The organism is Pseudomonas sp. URIL14HWK12:I6, assembly GCF_000514195.1.
Classification (GTDB): domain Bacteria; phylum Pseudomonadota; class Gammaproteobacteria; order Pseudomonadales; family Pseudomonadaceae; genus Aquipseudomonas; species Aquipseudomonas putida_A.
In genome coordinates, this window is the sequence record NZ_AZVL01000001.1 from 102,778 (window position 1) to 127,676 (window position 24,899).

Below are 24,899 nucleotides of genomic sequence, written 5' to 3' on the forward strand. Positions count from 1 at the left end.
TTGGAATGCGTTTCCCCTGTGGGAGCGAGCCTGCTCGCGAAAGCGGTGTAACTGACACCGATCAACACCTGACACTCCACAGAAAAGGACTCCGCCCATGCTCGAATCCCTGGAAAAAATGCTCGCCAAGGGTGTGGATAACTCATTGCTGCGCTTTGGCCTGGGCAAGGGTTATCTGGATTTGGGAGAGAACGCCAAGGCAGCCGAGCATTTCCAGCGCTGTGTCGGTTTCGACCCGAAGTACTCGGCGGCGTGGAAGCTATTGGGCAAAGCGCAACTCGCACTCGGCGATCACGCGGCCGCACGGCAGGCGTGGGAACAAGGTCTGGAAGCCGCCCGCGCCCATGGCGACAAGCAGGCCGAGAAGGAAATGACGGTGTTTCTGAAGAAGCTCGACCGCCAGGCGCAATAATTTAGAGATAACGCAGGCCGATGCCCTCGGCATCCACCGTCACCACTTCCATTCGCACCCGCGGCGCGCCTGTGGGTAAATCCTGCACCTGGCCATAAACCACCGCACCCTTGGGCAATGACGCCAGGCGCGGATGCTGCACATACACGCCGGTGGCCGACAGATTGCGCGTCTGCCCGAGGCATTCGCCGAAGCTGTCGTGGGTGATCTTGATGCGGAAGGATTTGCGTTGTTCGGACATCTTTATGCGCCCTTGAATGAACGGGTTGTGGATAACCTCAAGCAAGATCAAAAGATCACAGCCTTCGGCGTTCCTACAGGTTATCCACAGAGTGTGCCAACTTGTTCAGTACCAGCGCGCTTCGCCCGGCGGACGTTTCTTGAAGCGCTTCATGCTCCACATGTATTGGCTTGGATACGCGGCAACGTAGCGTTCAACGACTTTGCTCATCGCTGCGCAGGATTCCTCGGTATCGGTGCTGTACATGGCCTCGGGCGCCGCTTCGAGGATCACTTTGTAGCCGGAGCCGTCCGGCAGGCGCAGGGCGTGCAGGAACACGCCGACCGCTTTGCCGCCGGCGAGCATGTTCGGCACGAATTTACTGGTCAGCGCCTGGGTGGCGAAGAACGGTACGAAGATCCCCGCGGATTCGGCCGGTTCCGGGTCAGCCGGAATGCCCACTGCACCACCTTTGCGCACTTCCTTGATGACGCTGAGGATGCCTTCCTTGGTGGAGGCAGCGACCTTGTTGCCCAGCTGCACGCGTTGCTTGCGCAGTAATTCATCCACAGCCTTGAGCTTTGGCGGGCGGTAGAAAATGATCGGTTTGCACTGGCTGCAATAGAAGTGGTTCAGCACTTCCCAGTTGCCCAGGTGGCTGGTGATGCCGACCACGCCTTTGCCCGAGGCCAGCGCATCCTTGAGGATGTCGAGGCCTTCGACTTCGCGCACCAGATCGATGGAACGCTGGGCCGGCCAGATCCACGCGCAGGCGCTTTCGGTCAGAGACTTGCCGATGTCTTTGAGGCTCTGGCCGACCAGACGCTCGCGCTCGGCCGGATCCATCTGTGGAAAACATTTGGCGAGGTTGATCCGCACCACGTCGCGGGAACGGTTGGGGGTTTTCCACATGATCCAGCCGATCGCCGAACCCACGGCCTGCACGGCCCGCCATGGCAGCAGGGCAAACAGCCGCAGAGCGCCTACCAGCAAGGCGCCTTTAAACTTTTCCACAGGTCACTCCTGATTTTGTGCTGTGCGCGAGGCGGCCATTCTAACCGCCGTTGACCAGCTGCGCGTAGCGGTCGCAGTCCTGAGTGTGATCCATGACCATGCCCGAAGCCTGCATCAGTGCGTAGCAAATGGTTGGGCCAACGAAGGTGAAGCCGGCCTTTTTCAGGGCTTTGCTCATCGCCAGCGCTTCGGGGGTGATCGCCGGGACTTCGCTGCGATCCTTGAAATGATTGATGATCGGTCGATCGCCGACGAACGACCAGAGGAAGGCCACCGGGTCCTCCAGCGCCAGCCAGGCCTGGGCATTGCGTCGGGCGGCATTGAGTTTGAGGCGGTTGCGGATGATCCCCGGATCGAGCATCAGTTCATCGATCTCGGCGTCGCTCATCTGCGCCACACGCTGCACGTCGAAGCCGTACAACACCTCGCGGTAGCGCTCGCGTTTACGCAGCACGGTGATCCACGACAGCCCGGCCTGGAACCCTTCGAGCAAAAGCAACTCGAACAAACCCTGCGCATCGCGTAGCGGCGTGCCCCACTCCTGATCGTGATAAGCCATGTACAGCGGATCTTCGGTACACCAAAAGCAGCGTGGCATAAGGCTCCAGGGGGTGGAGGTGCGACTGAATCGGGTATACTCCCGCTCTTTAAATCGCAGCCCAAGAAACAGGTGAATTTCGTGAGCCAGCCTACGCCAGCCGTGCGTACCTTCCAAGACTTGATCCTCGCGCTCCAGCAATACTGGGCCGAGCAAGGTTGTGTGGTACTTCAGCCCTACGATATGGAAGTAGGCGCCGGCACTTTCCACACCGCGACCTTCCTGCGCGCCATCGGCCCGGAAACCTGGAACGCCGCGTACGTGCAGCCAAGCCGCCGTCCGACTGACGGCCGCTACGGGGAAAACCCGAACCGTCTGCAGCACTACTATCAGTTCCAGGTCGTGCTGAAACCGAACCCGGACAACTTCCAGGAACTGTACCTGGGCTCGCTCAAGCATGTCGGCCTGGACCCGCTGGTCCACGACATCCGCTTCGTCGAAGACAACTGGGAATCGCCGACCCTCGGCGCCTGGGGTCTGGGCTGGGAAGTCTGGCTCAACGGCATGGAAGTGACTCAGTTCACCTACTTCCAGCAGGCTGGCGGCATCGAGTGCTACCCGGTCACCGGTGAAATCACCTACGGTCTGGAGCGTCTGGCCATGTACCTGCAAGGCGTGGATTCGGTCTACGACCTGGTCTGGGCTGACGGTCCGTTCGGCAAGGTGACCTACGGCGACGTGTTCCACCAGAACGAAGTGGAGCAGTCCACCTACAACTTCGAACACGCCAACGTCGACAAACTGTTCGAACTGTTCGACTTCTATGAAAGCGAAGCCAAGCGCCTGATCGAACTCGACCAGCCGCTGCCGTTGCCGAGCTACGAAATGGTGCTGAAGGCCTCGCACACCTTCAACCTGCTGGACGCGCGCCGGGCGATCTCGGTGACCGCGCGTCAGCAATACATCCTGCGCGTACGCACCCTGGCGCGTTCCGTTGCGCAAGCCTACCTGCTGGCCCGCGCCAAGCTGGGCTTCCCGATGGCGACCCCGGACCTGCGTGACGAAGTACTGGCCAAGCTGGAGGCTGCACAATGAGTGCTCAAGATTTTCTGGTTGAACTGGGCACCGAAGAACTGCCGCCAAAAGCCCTGAACACCCTGGCTGAAGCGTTCCTCGCCGGTATCGACAAGGGCCTGCAAGCTGCCGGCCTGAGCTACGAAAGCAAAACGGTCTATGCCGCGCCGCGCCGTCTGGCGGTGCTGATCACGGCGCTGGCGACCCAGCAACCGGATCGCAGCATCAACCTGGATGGCCCGCCACGTCAGGCCGCCTTCGACGCTGAAGGCAACCCGACTCAGGCAGCCCTGGGCTTCGCCAAGAAGTGCGGCGTCGAGCTGAGCGAAATCGACCAGAGCGGCCCGAAACTGCGTTACAGCCAGAACATCGCCGGCAAGCCAACCGCAAGCCTGCTGCCGACCATCGTCGAAGATTCGCTGAACGACCTGCCGATCCCGAAACGCATGCGTTGGGGTGCGCGCAAGGAAGAGTTCGTGCGTCCGACCCAGTGGCTGGTGATGCTGCTCGGTGACCAGGTCATCGACTGCACCATCCTCGCGCAGAAGGCTGGCCGCGACTCCCGTGGTCACCGTTTCCATCAGCCGGAAAGCGTGCGCATCGGTTCGCCGTCGAGCTACCTGGCCGACCTGCGTGCCGCCTACGTGCTGGCCGATGCCAACGAGCGTCGCGAGATCATCAGCAAGCGCACCGAAGAACTGGCGACCCGTCAGGAAGGCACCGCGATCGTGCCGCCGGCGCTGCTGGATGAAGTGACCGCGCTGGTCGAATGGCCGGTGCCGCTGGTGTGCTCGTTCGAGGAACGCTTCCTCAATGTGCCGCAGGAAGCACTGATCACCACCATGCAGGACAACCAGAAGTACTTCTGCCTGCTGGATGCCGACGGCAAGTTGCTGCCACGGTTCATCACCGTCGCCAACATCGAAAGCAAAGATCCACAGCAGATCATCGCCGGTAACGAGAAAGTGGTTCGCCCACGCCTGACCGACGCCGAGTTCTTCTTCAAGCAAGACAAGAAGCAGAAACTCGAAGCCTTCAATGATCGCCTGAAGAACGTGGTGTTCCAGGAAAAACTCGGCAGCGTCTACGACAAGGCCGAGCGCGTCTCGAAGCTCGCGGCGTATATTGCCGCGCGAATCGGCGGCAACGCTTCGTGGGCGGCCCGTGCCGGCCTGCTGTCGAAGTGCGACCTGGCCACCGAAATGGTCGGCGAGTTCCCGGAGATGCAAGGTGTCGCCGGTTACTACTACGCGCTCAATGACGGCGAGCCGGAAGACGTCGCGCTGGCGCTGAACGAGCAGTACATGCCACGCGGTGCCGGTGCTGAACTGCCGGCGACCCTGACCGGTGCGGCTGTCGCGATCGCCGACAAGCTCGACACCCTGGTCGGCATCTTCGGTATCGGCATGCTGCCGACCGGCAGCAAAGACCCGTATGCCCTGCGCCGTGCGGCCCTCGGCGTGCTGCGTATCCTGATCGAGAAAAAACTCGACCTCGATCTGAACGACGCCGTGGCCTTCGCCGTGACGGCGTTCGGTGCCAAGGTCAAGGCTGCCGGCCTGAACGACGCGGTGCTGGAATTCATCTTCGACCGTCTGCGTGCGCGTTACGAAGACGAAGGCGTCGATGTTGCCACTTACCTGTCGGTACGTGCCCTGAAGCCGGGTTCGGCGCTGGACTTCGACCAGCGTGTGCAAGCGGTTCAGGCCTTCCGCAAGCTGCCGGAAGCGGCAGCGCTGGCGGCGGTCAACAAGCGTGTATCGAACCTGTTGAGCAAGGTTGAAGGCTCGGTGCCGACCGTGGTCGAAGCCAAATACTTCGACAACGCCAACGAGTTCTCGCTGTACTCGGCGATCCAGCAAGCGGATCAGGCGGTGCAGCCAATGGCCGCAGCGCGTCAGTACAACGAATCGCTGGCGCGTCTGGCGGCATTGCGCGAGCCGGTGGATGCGTTCTTCGACGCGGTGATGGTCAATGCCGAAGACGCCAAGGTCCGGGCCAACCGCTACGCGCTGCTCGCGCGTCTGCGTGGCCTGTTCCTCGGGGTTGCCGACATTTCGCTGCTGGGTTGAGGGGATTGCTGTTGAAACTGCTGATTCTCGATCGGGATGGAGTGATCAATTACGACTCCGACGCTTACATCAAGTCGGTGGAGGAGTGGATTCCACTGCCCGGCTCGATCGAGGCGATTGCGCAGTTGAGCAAGGCCGGCTGGACGGTGGCGGTCGCCACCAACCAGTCGGGCATTGCTCGCGGCTATTACGACCTTGCCACCCTCGACGCCATGCACGCGCGCCTGCGCACGCTCGTGGCAGAGCAGGGCGGTGAAGTCGGGCTGATCGTGTACTGCCCGCATGGTCCGGACGAGGGTTGCGATTGCCGCAAGCCGAAGCCGGGGATGTTGCAAACCATCGCGGCGCATTACAACGTGGCGCTGACGAATGTCTGGTTCGTCGGCGACAGCCTTGGTGACCTGGAGGCCGCCAAAGCCGTCGATTCACAGCCCGTTTTGGTAAAGACCGGGAAAGGCGAAAAAACTCTGGGCAAGACCCTTCCGGTCGGCACCCTGATTTTTGACGATCTGGCGGCGATTGCCGCAGAACTTATCCACAACTAGAGTGCTTCTGAAGTTCCTGACCAGGGATTGATCGGGAGTGCGCTTGAACAGTCGGGCATCGCCCGTAACGGTAAACGTCGCCATGTCGATACTGCAGGCCATCAGAATTTTTCTCTTTTACCTGCTGCTGGGCACTACTGCCTTGCTGTGGTGCAGCCTGAGCTTTTTTATCGCGCCCTTTCTGCCGTTCAAGGCGCGCTATCGTTTCATCAACGTGTACTGGTGCCGTTGCGCCTTGTGGTTGACCAAGGTGTTTCTCGGCATTCGTTACGAGATCAAAGGTGCGGAAAATGTGCCGGATCGGCCCTGCGTGATTCAGTCGAACCACCAGAGCACCTGGGAGACGTTCTTTCTCTCTGCTTATTTCTCGCCCTTGAGCCAGGTGCTCAAGCGTGAATTGCTCTACGTACCGTTCTTCGGTTGGGCCATGGCCATGCTGCGGCCGATCGCGATTGATCGCGACAACCCGAAAGCGGCGCTCAAACAAGTCGCGGCCAAGGGCGATGAACTGCTCAAGGACAACGTCTGGGTATTGATCTTCCCTGAGGGCACCCGCGTTCCTTACGGCACCGTCGGCAAGTTCTCGCGCAGTGGCAGCGCGTTAGCGGTAAATGCGGCGCTTCCGGTGCTGCCGATTGCACACAATGCCGGCAAATTCTGGCCGAAAATCGGCTGGGGCAAGACGCCGGGCGTGATCACCGTGGTCATCGGTGAGCCGATGTATGCCGAAGGCACTGGCCCGCGCGCCATCGCCGAGCTGAACGACCGGGTACAGGCCTGGAACGAACAGACCCAGCGCGAAATGGGTTCGCTGCCACCAGCACCGCAGGCGCCTGCCGCGAATGATCAGGTGGCTGTCTGAGATTTTGTGGATAACCTGTGTACGGTTTTGTTGAAAAAGCCTGAATATTGAAAGTAACCGATTGATTTACTTATATATTTCTCAAGCTCATAAAACACCGTAAAAGGTGCATAAGTTTTTTCGGAAGTAAAAAAACCGGCTGATATAGCCGGTTTTTTTGTGCCTGTTCACTCGCAGATCAGCGGTAACTGCAGCCGGAACGTGGTGCCTTGATCGACGATACTGTGGCACTCGATGTTACCGCCATGATGGTCGACTACTGCCTTGACCATCGACAGCCCCAACCCGACGCCATCAATCCCCTGCGCCGACGAAAAGCGCCGGTACTGGGTGAACAGATCCGGCAGCTCCTCGGGGGCAATGCCTTTGCCCTGATCGGTCAATTCACAGCATAGCCACTCACCCTGGCAACTGACGTTCAACTTGATCGTGGTACCGACCGGGCTGTACTTGATGGCGTTCTCCAGCAGGTTGAACAAGGCGCGGGTCAGCAGGCCCTGGTCAGCGTTGATCAAACGCTCCTGGGATTGTTCGTCCATCGTGTGCAGCAGTTTGATGCTTTTCTGCTGAGCAATGGGCAGCGCCTGATCCAGTACGTCCAGCACCAGCATCGCGAACAGACTGGGCTGGAACTGATAAGCCTCGGACTCGGCTCGCGCCAGCAGAACGAAACCGTCAGTCAGATCGAGCGCCCGGCGTACCTGGCGCTCGATCTGCTCGAACAGCGGTGAATCCGCGCCGGCTTGATGGCGATGTACATCGAGCAGGGCCAAAATCGCCGAATGCGGGGCGCGCAGATCGTGGGAAAGGAACCGCAGCAAGACCCCACGCTGTTCTTCTGCGGCGCGTTCGGCGCTCAGATCGGTGAGGCTCAGCAGCCAGCCGATGGGAGTATCGCCATCCACCGGCAGCAAAGCCGCCCGTTCCAGACGCAAACTGCGTTCCTTGTGATCGCGAAACTCCAGCAGCGTCAGGTCCGACAGCGCCGGACGTGGTTCTGTGGACAATTCCGGATAACCGAGGCGGGCCAGTTGCTCGAGAACATAGTCACCGACCAGCGGGTCATCGAACAATACCCGGGCCTTGCGGTTTCCCAGCAGAATCTGCCCCTTGGGATCGCTGATCAGCGTCGCCACCGGCAGGTATTCCAGACCGTCGGCAATGAAACGCCGGGTATCGCGGGTGCGGCTCATGGCTTGCTCCAGTGCCATGATCTGGCCCTGCAGCTGATCAGCGCTGGTGAATTGCGCACGGCGCCGCTCGGGAAATACTTTCGGCTCGCGGTCCAGTCGGGCCAGCTCCCAGCCAAAATACGTCAGCACCACACTCAGGCGCCGCCAGTTCCAGATCAGGTAGCCGAACAACATGCCCAGCGCCGCTGGAGTCGGTGACCACCAGTGTCGAACTTCCGCCAGCCCGGCGCTAGCCAGCAGCACACAAGCCACACCGCACGATGTCACCCAGATCGCCCAGCGCGGGCGCCACAGCAGCAATCCGAGTACGCAGGCTACCAGCCCTACCGAAAGCAACGCGCTCCACATCGGTACCACGTCGTGCAGATTGATCTGCGCGCGATACGACAACAAGGCAGTCAGCGGCAACAGCACTAGACTTATCCACAACCACTCACGCACCAACCGTCGAAACAGACGCTGGACCTGACTTGGCTCGCGGCTTTCACGCCGACGCGGGCTATTCATGACAAACAGGGCAGGGGACAGTGAATGGTTTCATGGGCCACAGGTCTGAGGATGTAGATCCGAAGAATCATAGCGGACGTCGACCGATGGTGGACTGCTTACTTTTACCGCACAGGCCGAGCCTTCAGGGTTGCCGGCCACTGCTCAAGCAACAAGGAACCCACGCGTATGCGCGTTGCGATACTGGACGATGAACCCGCCGAACTGCGTCGGGTCGAGCAAACCCTGCAGCAGATGGCTGCGGAGGGAGACCAGCCTTGGTCGTTGCACAGCTTTGAACGGGGCGAGGACCTGTTGCGCCAATTGCGGCGGGACACCTTCGACCTGCTGATCCTCGACTGGCAACTGCCCGACCTGTCCGGCCTGGCGCTGCTGCGCTGGACCCGCGAACACATGGAGGCGCCGCCCGCCGCGATCATGCTGACCAGCCGCGACGGCGAAAGCGATATCGTCCAGGCGCTGAACGCCGGTGCCGACGATTACGTCAGCAAACCGTTCCGCCCCAACGAGCTGAAAGCCCGAGTCGCCGCTGTACTGCGCCGGCACAGCCAGCAACGCAGTAGCGCTGCCGAAGTCCTGAGTTTCAATGACCTGACCTTCGACGATGCCGAACTGAGCGTCACCCGCGAGGGCAAGGCAGTGGTCATGACGGAGCGTGAATACCGCCTGGCGCGCTGCCTGTTCAGTAACCTGGGTCGGCCATTGTCGCGGGAGTACCTGTACGAACGCTTCTGGCCCCACGAAGAAGTGGCGTCGTCACGGCCGCTGGATACGCACATCTATCGCCTGCGCAACAAGCTGGGGCTGACGGCGGATCGGGGTTGGCAGTTGCTGACGATTTATGGGTATGGGTATCGGTTGGAGAGTGTATCTGCGACACCTGCTGACAGCATGATGCAGTCGTAAGGTGAATCGACCAGTCAAACTGGTCGATATTTGGCAGCCCGCGAGCGTCAGTTGACCAAAGGTGCACGCCAGTCATCTGAACCCGTCGTGCCGCAGATTTCATGCGTCCAGATGATTTTACGATACGTGAAATGTACGTCTTCCAACTGTGTGAAGTGCGCCATATTCATATCTTGGCAATTCGGCATTCTGGAATTCACTTCCACAATAACGGCGTCTACCAATTCAATACTGAAAAAATGTTCTTGTGTACCTGAAGCGGAAGTTCGATACCAGGCAATATGACAATTGTCCAAGACTTCGCCACTGGTCAAGGCGCTGAATATCAACGGGGATGCCTTGTCGAAAACCTTGGTAACCATGAGCGGCTTATGCACCCGCTGACCGGTGGGCTGGCCGGATTGAGGGTCACGGGGAATGATTATTTGATGGCTGAAAGCTTGTATCAAAATCTGATCTTCGTGCCCTTCCTGGTAGGTATTACCCACTGAATCTGCTGTAAAAGCTCCAGCACTGATTAAACCTTGTCGATTACCATTGATCGTCAAATACGCAGGTGTTGGCATAACTAAGTTCCCTGTTTGATTCTAGACACTGACAGTGCTTCACCTGTGCCGTAGGGCAGTTAGCGAAGCGGCTGTAAGATAAATAGAACCGATCCAGATATATGTAGGAAGAGTCTCTCCTATACGAAGGGATAGTCTTAAAATTTGCAGGATTTAATCCGACAAGAAAGAACCAAAAAAAAGCCAGCGCATAGCGCTGGCTTTTTTATTCGTGCGTTAGCGATGGGACGATGGATCAGAAATCCAGGTTCGAAACCGCCAGCGCATTGCTCTCGATGAAGTCACGGCGAGGTTCGACCGCATCACCCATCAGGGTGTTGAAGATCTGGTCTGCGCCAATGGCGTCTTCGATGGTGACTTTCAGCATGCGGCGCACGCTTGGGTCCATGGTGGTTTCCCACAGCTGATCCGGGTTCATTTCACCCAGACCTTTGTAGCGCTGGATGGTGTGGCGCTTGGTGCTTTCGGCCATCAGCCAGTCGAGGGCTTCCTTGAACTCGGTGACCGCTTTCTTGCGCTCGCCACGCTGGATGTACGCGCCTTCGTCGAGCAGAGTGCTCAGTTGAGCGCCGAGGGTGACGACGGTCTTGTAGTCGTTGCTGCCGAAGAAGTCGCGGTTGAAGGTGACGTAGTTCGACAGGCCGTGGGAGATCAGCTCGACCTCTGGCAACCAAACGCCACGTTCACGATCTTCACGCAGGCTGGCCTTGTAGACCAGGCCCGACTTCTCGACGGTGCGCAGACGCACTTCGTACTGAGCCAGCCAGTCCTGCATCTTGGCGTGGTCGCCGAGCATTTCCAGGCTCACGGCCGGCAGGTAGATGAAGTGTTCGGTCAGCTCCTGCGGGTACAGGCGCGACAGACGCTTGAGGGTCTTCATCACCATGCGGAAGTCGTTCACCAGACGCTCGAGTGCTTCACCGGAAATGCCCGGGGCCTCTTCGTTCAGGTGCAGGCTCGCATCTTCCAGGGCCGACTGCGTCATGTACTCTTCCATGGCGTCGTCGTCTTTGATGTATTGCTCTTGCTTGCCTTTCTTGACCTTGTACAGCGGCGGCTGGGCGATGTATATGTAGCCGCGCTCGATCAGCTCCGGCAACTGACGGAAGAAGAAGGTCAGCAGCAAGGTACGGATGTGCGAACCGTCGACGTCAGCATCGGTCATGATGATGATGTTGTGATAGCGCAGCTTGTCGATGTTGTACTCTTCGCGACCGATACCGCAGCCGAGCGCAGTGATCAGCGTGCCCACTTCCTGGGACGAGATCATCTTGTCGAAGCGTGCTTTCTCGACGTTGAGGATCTTGCCCTTCAGCGGCAGGATCGCCTGGGTCTTGCGGTTACGTCCCTGCTTGGCAGAGCCGCCCGCGGAGTCACCTTCCACGAGGTACAGTTCGGACAGCGCCGGGTCTTTTTCCTGGCAGTCAGCGAGCTTGCCCGGCAGGCCGGCGATGTCCAGCGCGCCTTTGCGGCGGGTCATCTCACGGGCCTTGCGCGCCGCTTCACGGGCACGCGCCGCGTCGATCATCTTGCCGACGACCAGCTTGGCTTCGTTCGGGTTTTCCAGCAGGAAGTCGGAGAAGTACTTGCCCATCTCCTGCTCGACCGCGGTCTTCACTTCGGAAGACACCAGCTTGTCTTTGGTCTGCGAGCTGAACTTCGGATCCGGCACTTTTACCGAGATGATCGCGGTCAGGCCTTCACGGGCATCGTCACCGGTGGTCGCGACTTTGTGCTTCTTCGCCAGACCTTCCTGCTCGATATAGTTGTTCAGGTTACGCGTCAGTGCGGAACGGAAACCCACCAGGTGAGTACCGCCGTCGCGCTGCGGAATGTTGTTGGTGAAGCACAACAGGTTCTCGTTGAAGCTGTCGTTCCATTGCAGGGCGATTTCGACGCCGATGCCGTCTTCACGCTGGATGTTGAAGTGGAACACCTGGTTGACCGCAGTCTTGTTGGTGTTCAGATATTCAACGAACGCACGCAGGCCGCCTTCGTACTTGAACAGCTCTTCCTTGCCGCTGCGCTCATCCTTGAGGACGATGCCGACACCGGAGTTGAGGAAGGACAGTTCACGAATGCGTTTGGCCAGGATGTCCCAGCTGAAGTGAATGTTCTTGAAGGTTTCGCTGGAAGCCTTGAAATGGATCTGGGTGCCAGTGGTTTCGCTGTCGCCAACGATCGCCATCGGTGCCTGAGGTACACCGTGGACGTAGGTCTGTTCCCAGATCTTGCCGCTGCGGCGTACGGTCAGTACCAGCTCTTCGGACAGGGCGTTCACGACCGACACACCTACACCGTGCAGACCGCCGGATACCTTGTAGGAGTTATCGTCGAACTTACCGCCAGCGTGGAGGACGGTCATGATGACCTCGGCGGCGGAAACGCCTTCCTCTTTGTGCACGTCTACCGGTATGCCACGGCCGTTGTCTTTGACGGTGATGGACTCATCCGGGTGGATGATGATGCTGATGTCGTCGCAGTGGCCGGCGAGGGCTTCGTCGATCGAGTTGTCGACCACCTCGAACACCATGTGGTGCAGACCGCTGCCATCGTCGGTGTCACCAATGTACATACCGGGACGTTTGCGTACGGCATCCAGGCCTTTCAGCACTTTAATGCTCGTTGAGTCGTACGTATTTTCTTCGCTCAATGCCTTCACTCCCGATGGTCGTGGGTCTGGGTGATACGGCCCTGTTCCACGTGGAACAGAGCGACTGGCGTTTCCGTCTGCCAGCCTTCCCTCAATAATTCGTGATCTACACAGGTGATGAAAACCTGGCAGCGTAAGTCTTCCAGCAAGCGGCACAGCGCGCGGCGGTGGCTTTCGTCCAGCTCGGACGGCAAGTCATCCACCAGATAAATACACTGACCGCGTCGGGCCTGGCTCACCAGATGCCCCTGGGCAATTCGCAAGGCACAGACCACCAGCTTCTGCTGACCCCGGGACAAGATGTCCGCGGCATTGTGCGCGCCCAATCTAAGACGCAAATCAGCACGTTGTGGTCCGGCCTGGGTATGACCCATCTGCTGATCCCTTTGCACGGAACCAGCCAGTACGGCACTCAATTCCCGGTCTTTGTCCCAGCCTCGGTAATAGCTGAGCGTCAACCCCTCAAGCTCAACCAGTTCGCTCAAGGTTTGTTCAAAGACTGGTTTCAAGGCTTTGATGTAAGCGCGGCGGTATTCATCGATTTCAGCGCTGGCCTGGCACAGTTCCCTGTCCCAAACCGCTTGCGAAACGGCGTCAAGTGTACCATGCCGCAGCCAGGAGTTTCTCTGGCGCAAGGCCTTCTGCAAACGCTGCCAGGTCGCCATGAAACGCGGTTCAACGTGGAACACGCCCCAATCGAGAAACTGCCGGCGAATCTTCGGCGCACCTTCGAGCAGGCGGAAGCTGTCGGGGTTGATCAGTTGCAGCGGCAGGATCTCGGCCAGTTGCGCGGCACTGCGAGCGTTCTGCCCGTCGATGCGGATCTGGAACTCGCCCTGACGGTCGCGAGATATCCCCAACGCACTGTGGCCACCCTCGGCCAGTTCGACCTGACCGAACACCGTGCAGGCGAGTTGCTCGTACTGGATGACCGGTAACAGCCGCGTGCTACGAAACGAACGGGCAAGCCCCAGCAGATGAATGGCTTCCAGAACACTGGTTTTGCCGCTGCCGTTGGCGCCGTAAAGAATGTTGATGCGGGGGGAGGGGGAGAAGGTCACCGGGTGCAGATTGCGCACCGCGGTGACCGAAACACGACTTAAGGACATCCAGGATCAGCTGATTACAGACGCATCGGCATGACAACATAAGCCGAGTCGTCATTGTCGGACTCTTGCACCAGCGCACTGCTGTTGGAGTCGGACAGGATCAGGCGAACCTGTTCGGTGGTCATCACGCCCAGCACGTCGAGCAGGTAGCTCACGTTGAAGCCGATTTCCAGCGAACCGCCGTTGTATTCAACGCCCACTTCTTCTTCCGCTTCTTCCTGCTCCGGGTTGTTGGCCTGGATCTTCAACTGACCATTGGCCAGTTGCAGACGGATGCCGCGGTACTTCTCGTTGGACAGAATTGCGGTACGGCTGAACGCTTCACGCAGGGCCTGACGATCGCCCAGTACCAGCTTGTCGCCGCCCTTCGGAAGAACGCGCTCGTAATCCGGGAACTTGCCGTCGACCAACTTCGAAGTGAAGGTGAATTCGCCGGTGGTGGCGCGGATGTGGTGCTGACCCAGAACGATGCTGACGTTGCCGTCCGGCTCGGTCAGCAGACGCGCCAGTTCGAGGATACCTTTACGCGGCACGATCACCTGGTGACGATCCGGCTGACCGATATCGGCCTGCATCGAGCACATGGCCAGACGGTGACCGTCGGTTGCCACGGCGCGGATCACACCGGCCGAGACTTCCAGCAGCATGCCGTTGAGGTAGTAGCGCACGTCCTGCTGGGCCATGGCGAAGCTGGTGCGTTCGATCAGGCGACGCAGTTTGCTCTGCTCCAGGCTGCAGGTCAGCGAACCCGGGCCTTCTTCAACCGTCGGGAAATCGTTGGCCGGCAGGGTCGACAGGGTGAAACGGCTACGACCGGCCTTCACGACCAGCTTCTGCTCATCGACCTTGATGTCGATCAGCGCGTCGTTGGGCAGGCTCTTGCAGATGTCCATCAGCTTGCGCGCAGGCACGGTGATGGAGCCGGTTTCAGCCGGCTCTTCGAGTTGCACGCGACCGACCAGCTCGACTTCCAGATCGGTACCGGTCAGCGACAGTTGCTGGCCATCGACGACCAACAGCACGTTGGACAGTACCGGCAAGGTCTGTCGGCGCTCGACGACGCCTGCGACCAGTTGCAGGGGTTTCAACAGGGCTTCGCGTTGAATGGTGAAATGCATGGTCTAGTCCCTTGCCTTAATAAGCTGCGCTGGTGTTCATCAAGTGGTCAGTGTACGCAGCAGGTTCTTGTAGTCCTCGCGGATGTCCGCGTCGGATTCCTTAAGTTCGTTGATCTTGCGGCAGGCGTGCAACACAGTCGTGTGGTCGCGACCACCAAACACATCGCCGATTTCCGGCAGGCTGTGGTTGGTCAGCTCCTTGGACAGCGCCATGGCCACCTGACGCGGACGTGCCACCGAGCGCGAACGGCGCTTGGACAGCAGGTCGGATATCTTGATCTTGTAGTACTCGGCGACAGTGCGCTGAATGTTATCCACAGAGACCAGTTTGTCCTGCAGTGCCAACAAGTCTTTCAGGGATTCGCGGATCAACTCGATGGTGATGTCGCGGCCCATGAAGTGCGAGTGGGCGATCACGCGTTTCAGCGCGCCTTCCAGCTCGCGGACGTTGGAACGAATTCGTTGGGCGATGAAGAAAGCCGCATCGTGAGGCAACTCGACTTTGGCCTGGTCGGCCTTCTTCATCAAGATCGCCACGCGGGTTTCCAGCTCCGGCGGTTCGACGGCAACCGTCAGGCCCCAGCCGAAGCGGGATTTGAGGCGCTCTTCAAGGCCTTCGATTTCTTTCGGGTAGCGGTCACTGGTGAGAATGACCTGCTGGCCCCCTTCAAGCAGGGCGTTGAAGGTGTGGAAAAACTCTTCCTGGGACCGCTCTTTACGGGCGAAGAACTGAATATCGTCGATCAGCAGAGCGTCCACCGAACGGTAGAAACGCTTGAACTCGTTGATCGCGTTCAGTTGCAGCGCCTTGACCATGTCGGCCACGAAGCGCTCGGAATGCAGGTACACGACCTTGGCATTCGGGTTCTTCTTTAATAAATGGTTACCCACTGCGTGCATCAAGTGAGTTTTACCCAGGCCGACGCCGCCATAAAGGAACAGCGGGTTGTAACCGTGCTTGGGATTGTCCGCCACCTGCCAGGCTGCCGCACGGGCGAGCTGGTTGGACTTGCCTTCGACGAAATTCTCGAAGGTGAAGGTGCGGTTCAGGTAACTGGTGTGCTTGAGCGCGCCTTCGACCTGAACGGTGCGCTGTTCGGCGCGAACCGGGGCCTGTTGCGAGGCCGCACCGGCCATCGGGTCGAAGCTGTCGCGGGACGGCTCTTCACTGACATCCTCGGTTTTCTGCGTCGAGCGCTTGGCCGGAGCTGCACTTGGAGCGGGTGCTGGCGCACTGGCCGGCACGGTATTGGCCTGAGCCTGGGACACCTGCGCAGCGGCCAACGGCGCGTTCGGCGCGGCACGCGGTGCCGAGCTGCGTTTGCTGCCTATTAATAAGGAAAGCGCTGGCGCCATGCCGTTGCCGTGCTCATCCAGCAGTTCAAGGACGCGACCGAGGTACTTTTCGTTGACCCAGTCCAGCACAAAACGGTTCGGTGCGTAGACGCGCAACTCGTCGCCTTCGGCTTCGACCTGTAGTGGACGGATCCAGGTGTTGAATTGTTGGGCAGGCAGCTCCTCGCGCAAAAGCTCCACGCACTGCTGCCAAAGTTCCACTGACACGGATATCCCCTAAGTTGAAAGCCGGTGAGGCAAAAACAAGCGGCCATTGTAGCGGCGAGCCGTCCACTTATCCACATGCAGGTTGTGTGGTGACCATGATTAATCAATGCGTTAACCGATAAAAAGGCGACCAACGGTGTGTGCATAAGCTCTGTGGATAACCGCCTCTGAGGGCACTGGACAACTGGGGGTGGAACTCGGTGGATAACCAGCCTGTGGATAACAGGCCATTCCACACACAGGTTATCCGACAGCGCAGCACAGGCTGAACACGGCTTTCCACTGTAGTTGTCATTCTCTGTACATCGCGCTTTACAAGGGCTGAAGGTGGTTATCCACAGAAGACGGCTGCCCTAGCTTTTACAAGCTTTACAGAAAAGCTTTAAATAATTCCCTTCTTTATTTTTATGTCTGGCAAACAGGATTTCGCTTCCGGAAGCTCCAGAGATCTATTTATAAGGAAACGCTGGTTGGAAATTGACCTGAGGGCTTGCTTTCTCTAGAATCCCCGGTCTCTTAAAACGGGGGCCATTCCGGCCCGTTGTGGACGAACCAGGTAACACGACATGAAACGTACTTTCCAACCAAGCACTATCAAACGCGCTCGTACCCACGGTTTCCGTGCTCGCATGGCTACCAAGAACGGTCGCGCTGTCCTGTCGCGTCGTCGCGCCAAAGGTCGTGCGCGTCTGGCAGTTTGATAATCCGGTACTGGAGGTGAGTCAGGACTTCAGTCGGGAAAAGCGTCTGCTTACCCCCCGGCATTTCAAGGCAGTCTTTGACTCCCCTACCGGCAAGGTTCCGGGGAAAAATCTCCTGCTCCTTGCGCGCAACAACGATCTTGATCACCCCCGTCTCGGGCTGGTTATCGGGAAAAAGAGCGTAAAGCTCTCCGTTGAGCGCAATCGCCTCAAACGTCTGATGCGCGAATCGTTCCGTCTGCACCAGGATTCTCTGGTCGGCTGGGATATCGTTATCGTCGCGCGCAAAGGTTTGGGCGACGTAGAAAACCCCGAATTGATTCAGCATTTCGGCAAACTCTGGAAGCGTCTGGCCCGTAACAAGCCAGTTCCAGCAGTCAAAACCGAAACTGTAGGGGTAGACAGTCCAGATGCGTAAACTGGCACTCGTTCCGATCCAGTTTTATCGCTACGCCATTAGTCCTTTGATGGCCAGTCACTGTCGTTTCTACCCCAGTTGTTCTTGCTACGCGTATGAAGCCATCGAAAATCATGGCCTTCTGCGCGGTGGCTGGCTGGCCTTTCGTCGTTTAGGTCGCTGTCATCCGTGGAATCCCGGTGGTTATGACCCGGTTCCACCTATCCCTACCTCCCGTTCTTCTTCGATGGCCGAGTAATCATGGATATCAAACGCACGATCCTGATCGTCGCCCTGGCAATCGTGTCCTACGTTATGGTTCTTAAATGGAACCAGGACTATGGCCAGGCTGCCCTGCCGACTCAGAATGTTGCTTCCAGTACGACTGCATCCGGTTTGCCGGACACCGTTCCTGGCAATAACGCTTCCGCCAGTGACGATATTCCGCGTGCCGCAAGCGACACCAGCGCACCTGTGGAAACCCCGGTTGCTGCCAGCAAGGATCTGATCCAGGTCAAAACCGACGTGCTCGATCTGGCGATCGATCCCCAGGGCGGTGACGTTGCTCAACTGACTTTGCCACTGTATCCACGTCGTCAGGATCGTCCTGATGTACCGTTCCAGCTGTTCGACAACGGCGGCGAACGTACTTATTTGGCACAAAGCGGCCTGATCGGCACCAACGGTCCGGACGCAAGCCCGGCCGGTCGTCCGGTTTACGCCTCGGAGAAGAAAAGTTATCAACTGGCTGACGGTCAGGACCAATTGGTCGTCGACCTGAAGTTCAGCAAGGACGGCGTCAACTACATCAAGCGTTTCACCCTGAAACGCGGCCTGTATGACGTAACCGTGACCTACCTTGTGGATAACCAGAGCGCTCAGCCTTGGTCGGGTTCGATGTTCGCCCAACTGAAGCGCGACGCCAGTGCCGACCCTTCGTCGACCACTGCCACCGGCACCGCGACTTACCTGGGCGCTGCCCTGTGGACAAGTTCCGAGCCGTACAAGAAAGTGTCCATGAAAGACATGGACAAAGGTCAGCTCAAGGAAACCGTCACCGGTGGCTGGGTAGCCTGGCTGCAACACTACTTCGTGACTGCATGGGTTGCGCCGAAGGGCGAAAACAACATTGTTCAGACACGTAAGGACAGCAAAGGCAACTACATCATCGGTTACACCGGTCCTTCGCTGACCGCTGCACCGGGTGCCAAAGTTGAAACCAGCGCCATTCTGTACGCCGGGCCGAAAAGCCAGGCCGTACTGAAACAGTTATCCCCAGGTCTGGAACTGACAGTCGACTACGGCATTCTGTGGTTCATCGCTCAGCCGATCTTCTGGTTGCTGCAACACATCCACGCGATCGTGGGTAACTGGGGCTGGTCGATCATCTTCCTGACCATGCTGATCAAAGGGATCTTCTTCCCGCTGTCGGCTGCCAGCTACAAATCCATGGCGCGCATGCGTGCCGTAGCACCGAAACTGGCTGCACTGAAAGAGCAACATGGCGATGACCGGCAGAAAATGTCGCAAGCCATGATGGAGCTGTACAAGAAAGAGAAGATCAATCCGCTGGGCGGTTGCTTGCCGATCCTCGTGCAGATGCCGGTTTTCCTTTCGCTGTACTGGGTTCTGCTGGAAAGCGTGGAGATGCGCCAGGCGCCGTTCATGCTGTGGATCACCGACCTGTCGATCAAGGATCCGTTCTTCATCCTGCCGATCATCATGGGTGCGACCATGTTCATTCAGCAGCGTCTGAACCCGACTCCACCGGATCCGATGCAGGCGAAGGTCATGAAAATGATGCCAATCATCTTCACCTTCTTCTTCCTGTGGTTCCCGGCTGGTCTGGTGCTGTACTGGGTTGTGAACAACTGCCTGTCGATTGCCCAACAGTGGTACATCACGCGTAAGATCGAAGCGGCGACGAAAAAAGCCGAGGCGTAACTTACTCTGTGGATAACACCACTCAAAACGCCCCCTAGTGGGGCGTTTTGCTATCTGCCACTTTTGTCTGGATTCCGGTTTATGAGCGTACCTCGTGAAACCATCGCTGCTGTCGCCACCGCTCAAGGTCGCGGCGGTGTCGGCATCGTCCGTATTTCCGGGCCGTTGGCCAGCGTCGCAGCCAAAGCCATCAGCGGCCGTGAATTGAAACCGCGTTACGCGCATTACGGTCCGTTTTTCAGTGCTGATCAGCAGGTGCTGGACGAAGGACTGGCCCTGTATTTCCCGGGACCAAACTCGTTTACCGGCGAAGACGTGCTTGAACTGCAGGGACACGGTGGCCCGATCGTTCTCGACATGTTGCTCAAGCGTTGTCTGGAACTGGGTTGCCGTCTGGCTCGCCCGGGTGAATTCAGCGAGCGCGCGTTCCTCAATGACAAACTCGACCTGGCTCAGGCCGAGGCCATCGCCGACCTGATCGAAGCCAGTTCTGCACAGGCTGCACGCAATGCCTTGCGCTCCCTACAGGGCGCGTTTTCCCAGCGTGTGCATAACCTGACCGAACAACTGATCGGCCTGCGCATCTACGTCGAAGCCGCCATCGACTTCCCGGAAGAGGAAATCGACTTCCTGGCCGACGGTCACGTGCTGAGCATGCTCGACAAGGTACGTGAAGAGTTATCCACCGTGCTGCGTGAAGCCGGGCAGGGTGCCTTGTTGCGTGATGGCATGACTGTAGTGATTGCCGGTCGTCCGAATGCCGGCAAATCCAGCCTGTTGAATGCCCTGGCTGGACGCGAAGCCGCGATCGTGACCGAAATTGCCGGCACCACCCGGGATATCCTGCGCGAACATATCCACATCGACGGCATGCCGTTGCACGTGGTTGACACCGCAGGGCTGCGCGATACCGACGATCAGGTGGAAAAAATCGGCGTCGAGCGTGCGTTGAAAGCGATCACTGAAGCGGATCGGGTGCTGCTGGTAGTCGATGCCACCGCACCGGAAGCTGCAGATCCGTTTGCTCTGTGGCCGGAATTTCTCGAAACCCGTCCGGATCCGGCGAAAGTCACCTTGATTCGCAACAAGGCTGACCTGACGGGTGAAGCGATCGCTCTGGAAGTCAGCGACGATGGCCACGTGACCATCAGCCTCAGCGCCAAATCCGCTGGCGAAGGGCTGGAATTGCTGCGCGAACACCTCAAGGCCTGCATGGGCTATGAGCAAACCTCGGAAAGCAGCTTCAGTGCCCGTCGCCGTCATCTGGAGGCTCTGCGCCATGCCAGTGCAGCGCTGGAACATGGTCGCGCACAGCTGACGTTGGCCGGTGCCGGTGAGCTGCTGGCCGAGGATTTACGTCAGGCCCAGCACTCTCTGGGAGAAATCACCGGGGCATTCAGCTCCGATGACCTGCTTGGCCGGATCTTCTCCAGCTTCTGCATCGGTAAATGACCAAATGGGCTGTGGACAATTTATCCACAGCCCCTTTGGTTTCACCAGTTGTAAGACACCGTACCGAGTAAGGTGCGATCTTCGCCCCAGTAGCAACGCCCAGCATCGTTGCATCCCGACACATATTCCTTGTCGAACAGGTTCTTGGCGTTCAGGTCGACGCTCCAGTGCGTGTCAATCTGATAGCCGATTGCCGCATCCACCAACGTGACGTCGCCGGCGTCCAGCTTGCCGTACAGCGAAGGCGAGGTGTAGGCGAAGGCACTGTCGAAGTAACGCACGCCACCACCCACGTACAAACCTTTCAAATCGCCATCGAGGAAACGGTACTTGGTCCAGACCGACGCCTGATTTCGTGGCACGCCGGTCATCTGGTGGCCTTTGACCAACGAGGTCGCCGCGTCCTTGGTAATCCGCGCGTCGGTGTAGGTGTATGCCGCTGTCACATTGAGGTTCTGGGTCAGATTGCTGTTGAGTTCCAGCTCCACGCCTTTGGAACGGCTTTCGCCTACCTGGCGGTAGGTCGATGTGGTCGAGTCGAAGTAGGTGTCGTCCTTTTTGCGCAAGTCATATACCGACGCGGTGAACTCGGTATCCCAGCCGATCGGTTCGTACTTGAGGCCCACTTCGTATTGGCTGCTGGTGATCGGATCGAGCGGTGTGCCGGCATTGGAAATCTGCTGTACCGGTACGAACGAGGTGGAATAGCTGACATACGGCGTCATGCCGTTATCGAACTGGTACATCACGCCGCCCTGGTAGGTGAACTTCTTGTCCTCGGAACTGATGTTACTGCCCTTGGCCACTTTGTCGCGGAAATCACTGTCGACCCAGTCCTGGCGCCCGCCGAGCAAGAACAACCAGTGGTCATATTTGCTCTGGATCTGGGCATAAACACCTTTCATCTGTTGTTCGAGCAAGGTGTTCTGCACCGCAATCGGTGTAGTCGGATCGCGCAAGTAAACCGGGTTGTAGATATCGATCGGGCCGACGATGCCGGCATTCCAGTCCTGATTGAACGAAGTGCGGTCGTAGCTGGCGCCGAACAGCACGGTGTTTTCCAGCTCGCCGACCTGGAATTTGCCTTCCAGTTGGTTATCCAGCGAATACACCATGGATTTGTTGAAGCGATCGTACGCGGTCATGTTCAGGCGCGTGCCGAACCCGGCGTTGTTCAGGTTGCCGGGCCAGGTCTCGTGGCGGGTGATTCGCGACTGCATGTAGCGCGAATTCTGGCGGAACTGCCAGTCATCGTTGAAGGAATGGCTGAACTCATAACCGGTGCTCCAGGTTTCCCGTTCGAAGGTGTTCCAGTCCGGATCGCCAAGCATGGTGCCTTTGGATAGCTTGCCGTTGGGATTGCTCAGCAATGTGCCGGCCGCCGGCAGACCCAGTTCCATATTGGTGTGATCTTTCTGGTAGTTGGCCAGCAGGGTCAGGGTGTTGAAGTCGTCGAAATTCAGGGTCAGCGACGGGGCGATGTAAATGCGGTCATCCGGTACGTGATCGGTCTGGGTGTCGGACTTGCGTCCGAGCATCACCACTCGTCCCAACACATTGCCGCTGTCGTTGAGTGGCCCGGACACATCGATGCCAATCTGCCGGCGATTATTCGAGCCATAACCCAGTTGCACTTCGCCTCGTGGAGCTGCGGTCGGCCGCTTGCTCACCAGATTCACCAGGCCGCCCGGGGCGTTTTCCCCATAGAGCAAGGACGATGGTCCACGGAAAATTTCCACGCGCTCCAAACCGTAAGGTTCGGTGCTGGTGTCATAACGGTTGCCTTGCACGCGAAGTCCATCGCGCAACAGGCCGTAGCCGTAATCGGTGGCGTTGAAACCACGAATGAAAAACAGATCGCCGGCCAGGCTGTCGCCCGCTGCAAACGGTGGGGCGAAGATGCCGGGAACGTAGCCGAGTACCTCGGTGAGCGTCTGAGATTTCTGATCTTTCATGCGCTGTGCGGTGACGACTGACACAGAACGTGGTGTTTCCGACAACGGCGTGCTGGTTTTCGTACCGATCCGGCTGTTCTGCGCCCTATAGCCGACGTCGGCGGCGTAATCCAGATCCATCGGATTGGCCAATTGCCCGTTGATGTTGGTCGGGGCCAGCTCCAGCAAATCACCATTGGGCAGCGCCTGCAGAATGTAGCTACCCGGCGCTTGAGGTACGGCTTGCAAACCTGAGCCTTGCAGCAGTTGGGCGAATCCCTGTTCGACGGTGAAGTTGCCGTTCAGTCCGGTACTGCGTAAACGGTTGGTCTGCTGCGGCGAGAACGACAGAATCACGTTTGCAGTGGAGGCGAATTGGCTCAAAGCATTGTCCAGCGGGCCGGCAGCAATGGTGTAGCGCTGCGCGACCGTTGCCGCGAAGGCGTTATTGGTCATTGCCAGGCAGGACGCGGCACTGGTCATCAGTAGGCTGTAGGCAATGCAGTGGTGGGAAAAACGCTGACGGAACGTGGGAAGACGCATGTGTGGATAAGCCCTGAAGGTGGCGAAGAGCCGCGTTTATCGCGATTACCTGTAGGGCCGGGTCAGGACAAAAAAAGATAACCCTGCTTTCGATTTTTTTCCCCAGGAGATTTTCAATCAGACGCTATGGCTGATCGAGACCCAGTAACGGGTGAAGTAGCGGACGTTGATCGGTAACGAGGCCTGAAGATTGGCCAGCACGGCATCGGTGGAATCGAGCCGAAAGGTGCCGGATACGCGTAGATCCCGGGCACGACTATCGCAGTGCATAACACCGCTGCGATAACGCCCCAGCTCTTCGATTACCGCACCCAGCCGCGCATCGAGCACAATCAGCTGGCCGTTGGTCCAGGCCACTGCCGAGGATTTAAAGGGGTAAAGGACCCCGATATGCCGACTATCGAAATCCGCACCTTCGCCTGCTTTCAGGATCATCGCGCTCGTTGATCGATCAGCGGGTTGCACGCTGACCCGATCTTCCAACACGCCGACCCGCGTTGAGCCCGACAACTTATGCACAGAAAAACGGGTACCCAACGCTTGAATTCGGCCATCCGCGGTTTCGACCAAAAACGGCCGCTGATCGCCGAGCTTGCCGGTCTGAATGAGGATTTCACCCGAGCGCAAACGAATCAGCCGTTGCGTTGCGTCGAAAGATACATCGATGGCCGTATCGGTATTGATCTGAATCTGGCTGCCATCGGCCAATGAGATGTTGCGACGCTGACCAACGCCGGTTTTGTAATCAGCCCAGGCATTTCCAAGGGAGGTATGTTGTTGGGCGTTCCAGCCAAGGATCCCCGTCCCTGTCGCGAGCAGTAATAATTTCAGGATCTGGCGCCTTTGTTGGCCGGTATTCAGTGCGCGACGTTTCAAATCAAGCGGCAAAGTGCCGAGCTGACGCTGCAGTTGTTCCATCTGGTTCCAGGCCGCCAGATGCGCTGGATCGCTATCTATCCACAGCTGCCAGGCTTTTTGATCGGCGAGGGTCGGCGGATCGGCCTGAAACTGCACGTACCAACTGGCAGCCGCTTCGAAAACCTTGCGGTTCGGTGCAGTGGCCATCAACGCTGCGCCATGATCAGGGCACATTCCGTCAGGGCGCGGATCATGTGCTTCTTTACTGTGGTCAGGGAAACCTGCAACTGCGCAGCGATCTGTTGATAAGTCAAACCGTCGATCTGCGAAAGCATGAAGATCTTCTGGGTTCGCGCGCCCAGACCGGCCAAGGCTTTATCCACAGCGATCAGGGTTTCGATGATCAGCGCCTTGTCTTCTTCGCTGATGGCGGTGGCTTCTGGTCGAGCAGCCAAGGTCTGCAAGTAGGCAACTTCGATGGCCTGTCTTCTATAGCGATCAATGACGAGGCCGCGTGCAATGGTCGCCAGATAATCCCGCGGTTCGAGAATCTGCGACGCATTACGTGCCGCGAGGATCCGCACGAAAGTGTCATGCGCGACATCGGCAGCATCGCAGGCGTCGTGCAGTTTGCCCTTGAGCCATCCATACAGCCACGAATGGTGTTGCTCGTAGATTTGCTCGATCGCAGCATGATGGGCGGGTAGGGACATGGGAG

23 protein-coding genes are annotated in these 24,899 nt (G+C 58.4%); 11 read left to right on the forward strand and 12 right to left on the reverse strand.

Annotation, left to right across the window (positions count from 1 at the left end):
- Nucleotides 1–97 precede the first annotated feature (97 nt).
- Nucleotides 98–412 carry a tetratricopeptide repeat protein gene (locus tag H043_RS0100515; RefSeq protein ID WP_027610275.1) on the forward strand — a complete coding sequence of 105 codons (315 nt, stop codon included), beginning with the start codon at nucleotides 98–100 and terminating at the stop codon, nucleotides 410–412.
- Between the two features lies 1 nt (nucleotide 413).
- Here the strand turns inward: H043_RS0100515 and H043_RS0100520 are convergent, their stop codons facing one another.
- From H043_RS0100520 to H043_RS0100530, 3 genes are all read right to left on the reverse strand, one after another.
- Entirely contained in the window at nucleotides 414–653 is a 240-nt protein-coding gene (locus H043_RS0100520; protein ID WP_007960749.1) for a PilZ domain-containing protein, read from the reverse strand.
- A 105-nt stretch (nucleotides 654–758) separates the two neighbouring features.
- Nucleotides 759–1,646 (reverse strand): lysophospholipid acyltransferase, encoded by an 888-nt coding sequence (locus tag H043_RS0100525; RefSeq protein WP_027610276.1) that lies wholly within the window; start codon nucleotides 1,644–1,646, stop codon nucleotides 759–761.
- A 40-nt stretch (nucleotides 1,647–1,686) separates the two neighbouring features.
- On the reverse strand, nucleotides 1,687–2,244 hold the full coding sequence (locus H043_RS0100530; RefSeq protein WP_027610277.1) for a DNA-3-methyladenine glycosylase I: 558 nt from the start codon (nucleotides 2,242–2,244) through the stop codon (nucleotides 1,687–1,689).
- A gap of 81 nt (nucleotides 2,245–2,325) precedes the next feature.
- On the opposite strand from H043_RS0100530, the gene glyQ reads away from it, so the two are divergent.
- The 4 genes from glyQ (at nucleotide 2,326) to H043_RS0100550 (ending at nucleotide 6,737) form a co-directional block, all read left to right on the forward strand.
- Complete coding sequence (glyQ, locus tag H043_RS0100535; protein WP_003187265.1) at nucleotides 2,326–3,279, forward strand: glycine--tRNA ligase subunit alpha; 954 nt, start codon at nucleotides 2,326–2,328, stop codon at nucleotides 3,277–3,279.
- Nucleotides 3,276–5,330, forward strand: coding sequence for a glycine--tRNA ligase subunit beta (gene glyS, locus H043_RS0100540; RefSeq protein ID WP_027610278.1), 2,055 nt, complete (start codon nucleotides 3,276–3,278; stop codon nucleotides 5,328–5,330). The genes glyQ and glyS overlap by 4 nt, the downstream gene beginning before the upstream one ends.
- Nucleotides 5,331–5,335: 5 nt before the next feature.
- Nucleotides 5,336–5,875, forward strand: coding sequence for a D-glycero-beta-D-manno-heptose 1,7-bisphosphate 7-phosphatase (gene gmhB / locus H043_RS0100545; RefSeq protein WP_177325594.1), 540 nt, complete (start codon nucleotides 5,336–5,338; stop codon nucleotides 5,873–5,875).
- Nucleotides 5,876–5,957: 82 nt separating this feature from the next.
- Entirely contained in the window at nucleotides 5,958–6,737 is a 780-nt protein-coding gene (locus tag H043_RS0100550) for a 1-acyl-sn-glycerol-3-phosphate acyltransferase (RefSeq protein WP_027610279.1), read from the forward strand.
- Between the two features lie 167 nt (nucleotides 6,738–6,904).
- Here the strand turns inward: H043_RS0100550 and H043_RS0100555 are convergent, their stop codons facing one another.
- Nucleotides 6,905–8,437: a HAMP domain-containing sensor histidine kinase gene (locus H043_RS0100555; RefSeq protein WP_027610280.1), complete on the reverse strand. Its 1,533-nt coding sequence runs from the start codon at nucleotides 8,435–8,437 to the stop codon at nucleotides 6,905–6,907.
- Between the two features lie 168 nt (nucleotides 8,438–8,605).
- Here H043_RS0100555 and H043_RS0100560 point away from each other — a divergent pair, with 168 nt between their 5' ends.
- Nucleotides 8,606–9,343, forward strand: coding sequence for a response regulator transcription factor (locus H043_RS0100560; RefSeq protein ID WP_027610281.1), 738 nt, complete (start codon nucleotides 8,606–8,608; stop codon nucleotides 9,341–9,343).
- Nucleotides 9,344–9,390: 47 nt separating this feature from the next.
- Here the strand turns inward: H043_RS0100560 and H043_RS0100565 are convergent, their stop codons facing one another.
- The 5 genes from H043_RS0100565 to dnaA form a co-directional block, all read right to left on the reverse strand.
- Nucleotides 9,391–9,909: an Hcp family type VI secretion system effector gene (locus H043_RS0100565; RefSeq protein WP_027610282.1), complete on the reverse strand. Its 519-nt coding sequence runs from the start codon at nucleotides 9,907–9,909 to the stop codon at nucleotides 9,391–9,393.
- A 235-nt stretch (nucleotides 9,910–10,144) separates the two neighbouring features.
- Complete coding sequence (gene gyrB, locus H043_RS0100570; protein WP_007960764.1) at nucleotides 10,145–12,562, reverse strand: DNA topoisomerase (ATP-hydrolyzing) subunit B; 2,418 nt, start codon at nucleotides 12,560–12,562, stop codon at nucleotides 10,145–10,147.
- Nucleotides 12,563–12,567: 5 nt separating this feature from the next.
- Entirely contained in the window at nucleotides 12,568–13,671 is a 1,104-nt protein-coding gene (gene recF / locus H043_RS0100575; protein ID WP_003220208.1) for a DNA replication/repair protein RecF, read from the reverse strand.
- Nucleotides 13,672–13,685: 14 nt separating this feature from the next.
- Complete coding sequence (dnaN, locus tag H043_RS0100580; protein WP_003220202.1) at nucleotides 13,686–14,789, reverse strand: DNA polymerase III subunit beta; 1,104 nt, start codon at nucleotides 14,787–14,789, stop codon at nucleotides 13,686–13,688.
- A gap of 39 nt (nucleotides 14,790–14,828) precedes the next feature.
- Nucleotides 14,829–16,352, reverse strand: coding sequence for a chromosomal replication initiator protein DnaA (dnaA, locus tag H043_RS0100585; protein ID WP_027610283.1), 1,524 nt, complete (start codon nucleotides 16,350–16,352; stop codon nucleotides 14,829–14,831).
- Nucleotides 16,353–16,918: 566 nt separating this feature from the next.
- Here dnaA and rpmH point away from each other — a divergent pair.
- The 5 genes from rpmH to mnmE all read left to right on the forward strand — a co-directional run bounded on the left by rpmH (nucleotide 16,919) and on the right by mnmE (nucleotide 20,846).
- Nucleotides 16,919–17,053, forward strand: a complete 135-nt coding sequence (gene rpmH / locus H043_RS29490) for a 50S ribosomal protein L34 (protein WP_003213577.1) — start codon at nucleotides 16,919–16,921, stop codon at nucleotides 17,051–17,053.
- 16 nt (nucleotides 17,054–17,069) lie between these two features.
- Nucleotides 17,070–17,471, forward strand: a complete 402-nt coding sequence (gene rnpA, locus H043_RS29495) for a ribonuclease P protein component (RefSeq protein ID WP_011336726.1) — start codon at nucleotides 17,070–17,072, stop codon at nucleotides 17,469–17,471.
- Nucleotides 17,464–17,709, forward strand: a complete 246-nt coding sequence (gene yidD / locus H043_RS29500) for a membrane protein insertion efficiency factor YidD (RefSeq protein WP_080761984.1) — start codon at nucleotides 17,464–17,466, stop codon at nucleotides 17,707–17,709. Before rnpA ends, yidD begins: the two co-directional genes overlap by 8 nt.
- 2 nt (nucleotides 17,710–17,711) lie before the next feature.
- Entirely contained in the window at nucleotides 17,712–19,394 is a 1,683-nt protein-coding gene (gene yidC, locus H043_RS0100595; protein WP_027610285.1) for a membrane protein insertase YidC, read from the forward strand.
- Nucleotides 19,395–19,475: 81 nt separating this feature from the next.
- Nucleotides 19,476–20,846 (forward strand): tRNA uridine-5-carboxymethylaminomethyl(34) synthesis GTPase MnmE, encoded by a 1,371-nt coding sequence (mnmE, locus tag H043_RS0100600; RefSeq protein WP_027610286.1) that lies wholly within the window; start codon nucleotides 19,476–19,478, stop codon nucleotides 20,844–20,846.
- 41 nt (nucleotides 20,847–20,887) lie between these two features.
- Here mnmE and H043_RS0100605 read toward each other — a convergent pair whose 3' ends face one another.
- From H043_RS0100605 to H043_RS0100615, 3 genes are all read right to left on the reverse strand, one after another.
- Complete coding sequence (locus H043_RS0100605; RefSeq protein ID WP_027610287.1) at nucleotides 20,888–23,323, reverse strand: TonB-dependent siderophore receptor; 2,436 nt, start codon at nucleotides 23,321–23,323, stop codon at nucleotides 20,888–20,890.
- A 117-nt stretch (nucleotides 23,324–23,440) separates the two neighbouring features.
- On the reverse strand, nucleotides 23,441–24,388 hold the full coding sequence (locus tag H043_RS0100610) for a FecR domain-containing protein (RefSeq protein WP_027610288.1): 948 nt from the start codon (nucleotides 24,386–24,388) through the stop codon (nucleotides 23,441–23,443).
- Nucleotides 24,388–24,894: a sigma-70 family RNA polymerase sigma factor gene (locus tag H043_RS0100615; protein ID WP_027610289.1), complete on the reverse strand. Its 507-nt coding sequence runs from the start codon at nucleotides 24,892–24,894 to the stop codon at nucleotides 24,388–24,390. Before H043_RS0100615 ends, H043_RS0100610 begins: the two co-directional genes overlap by 1 nt.
- Nucleotides 24,895–24,899 lie beyond the last annotated feature (5 nt).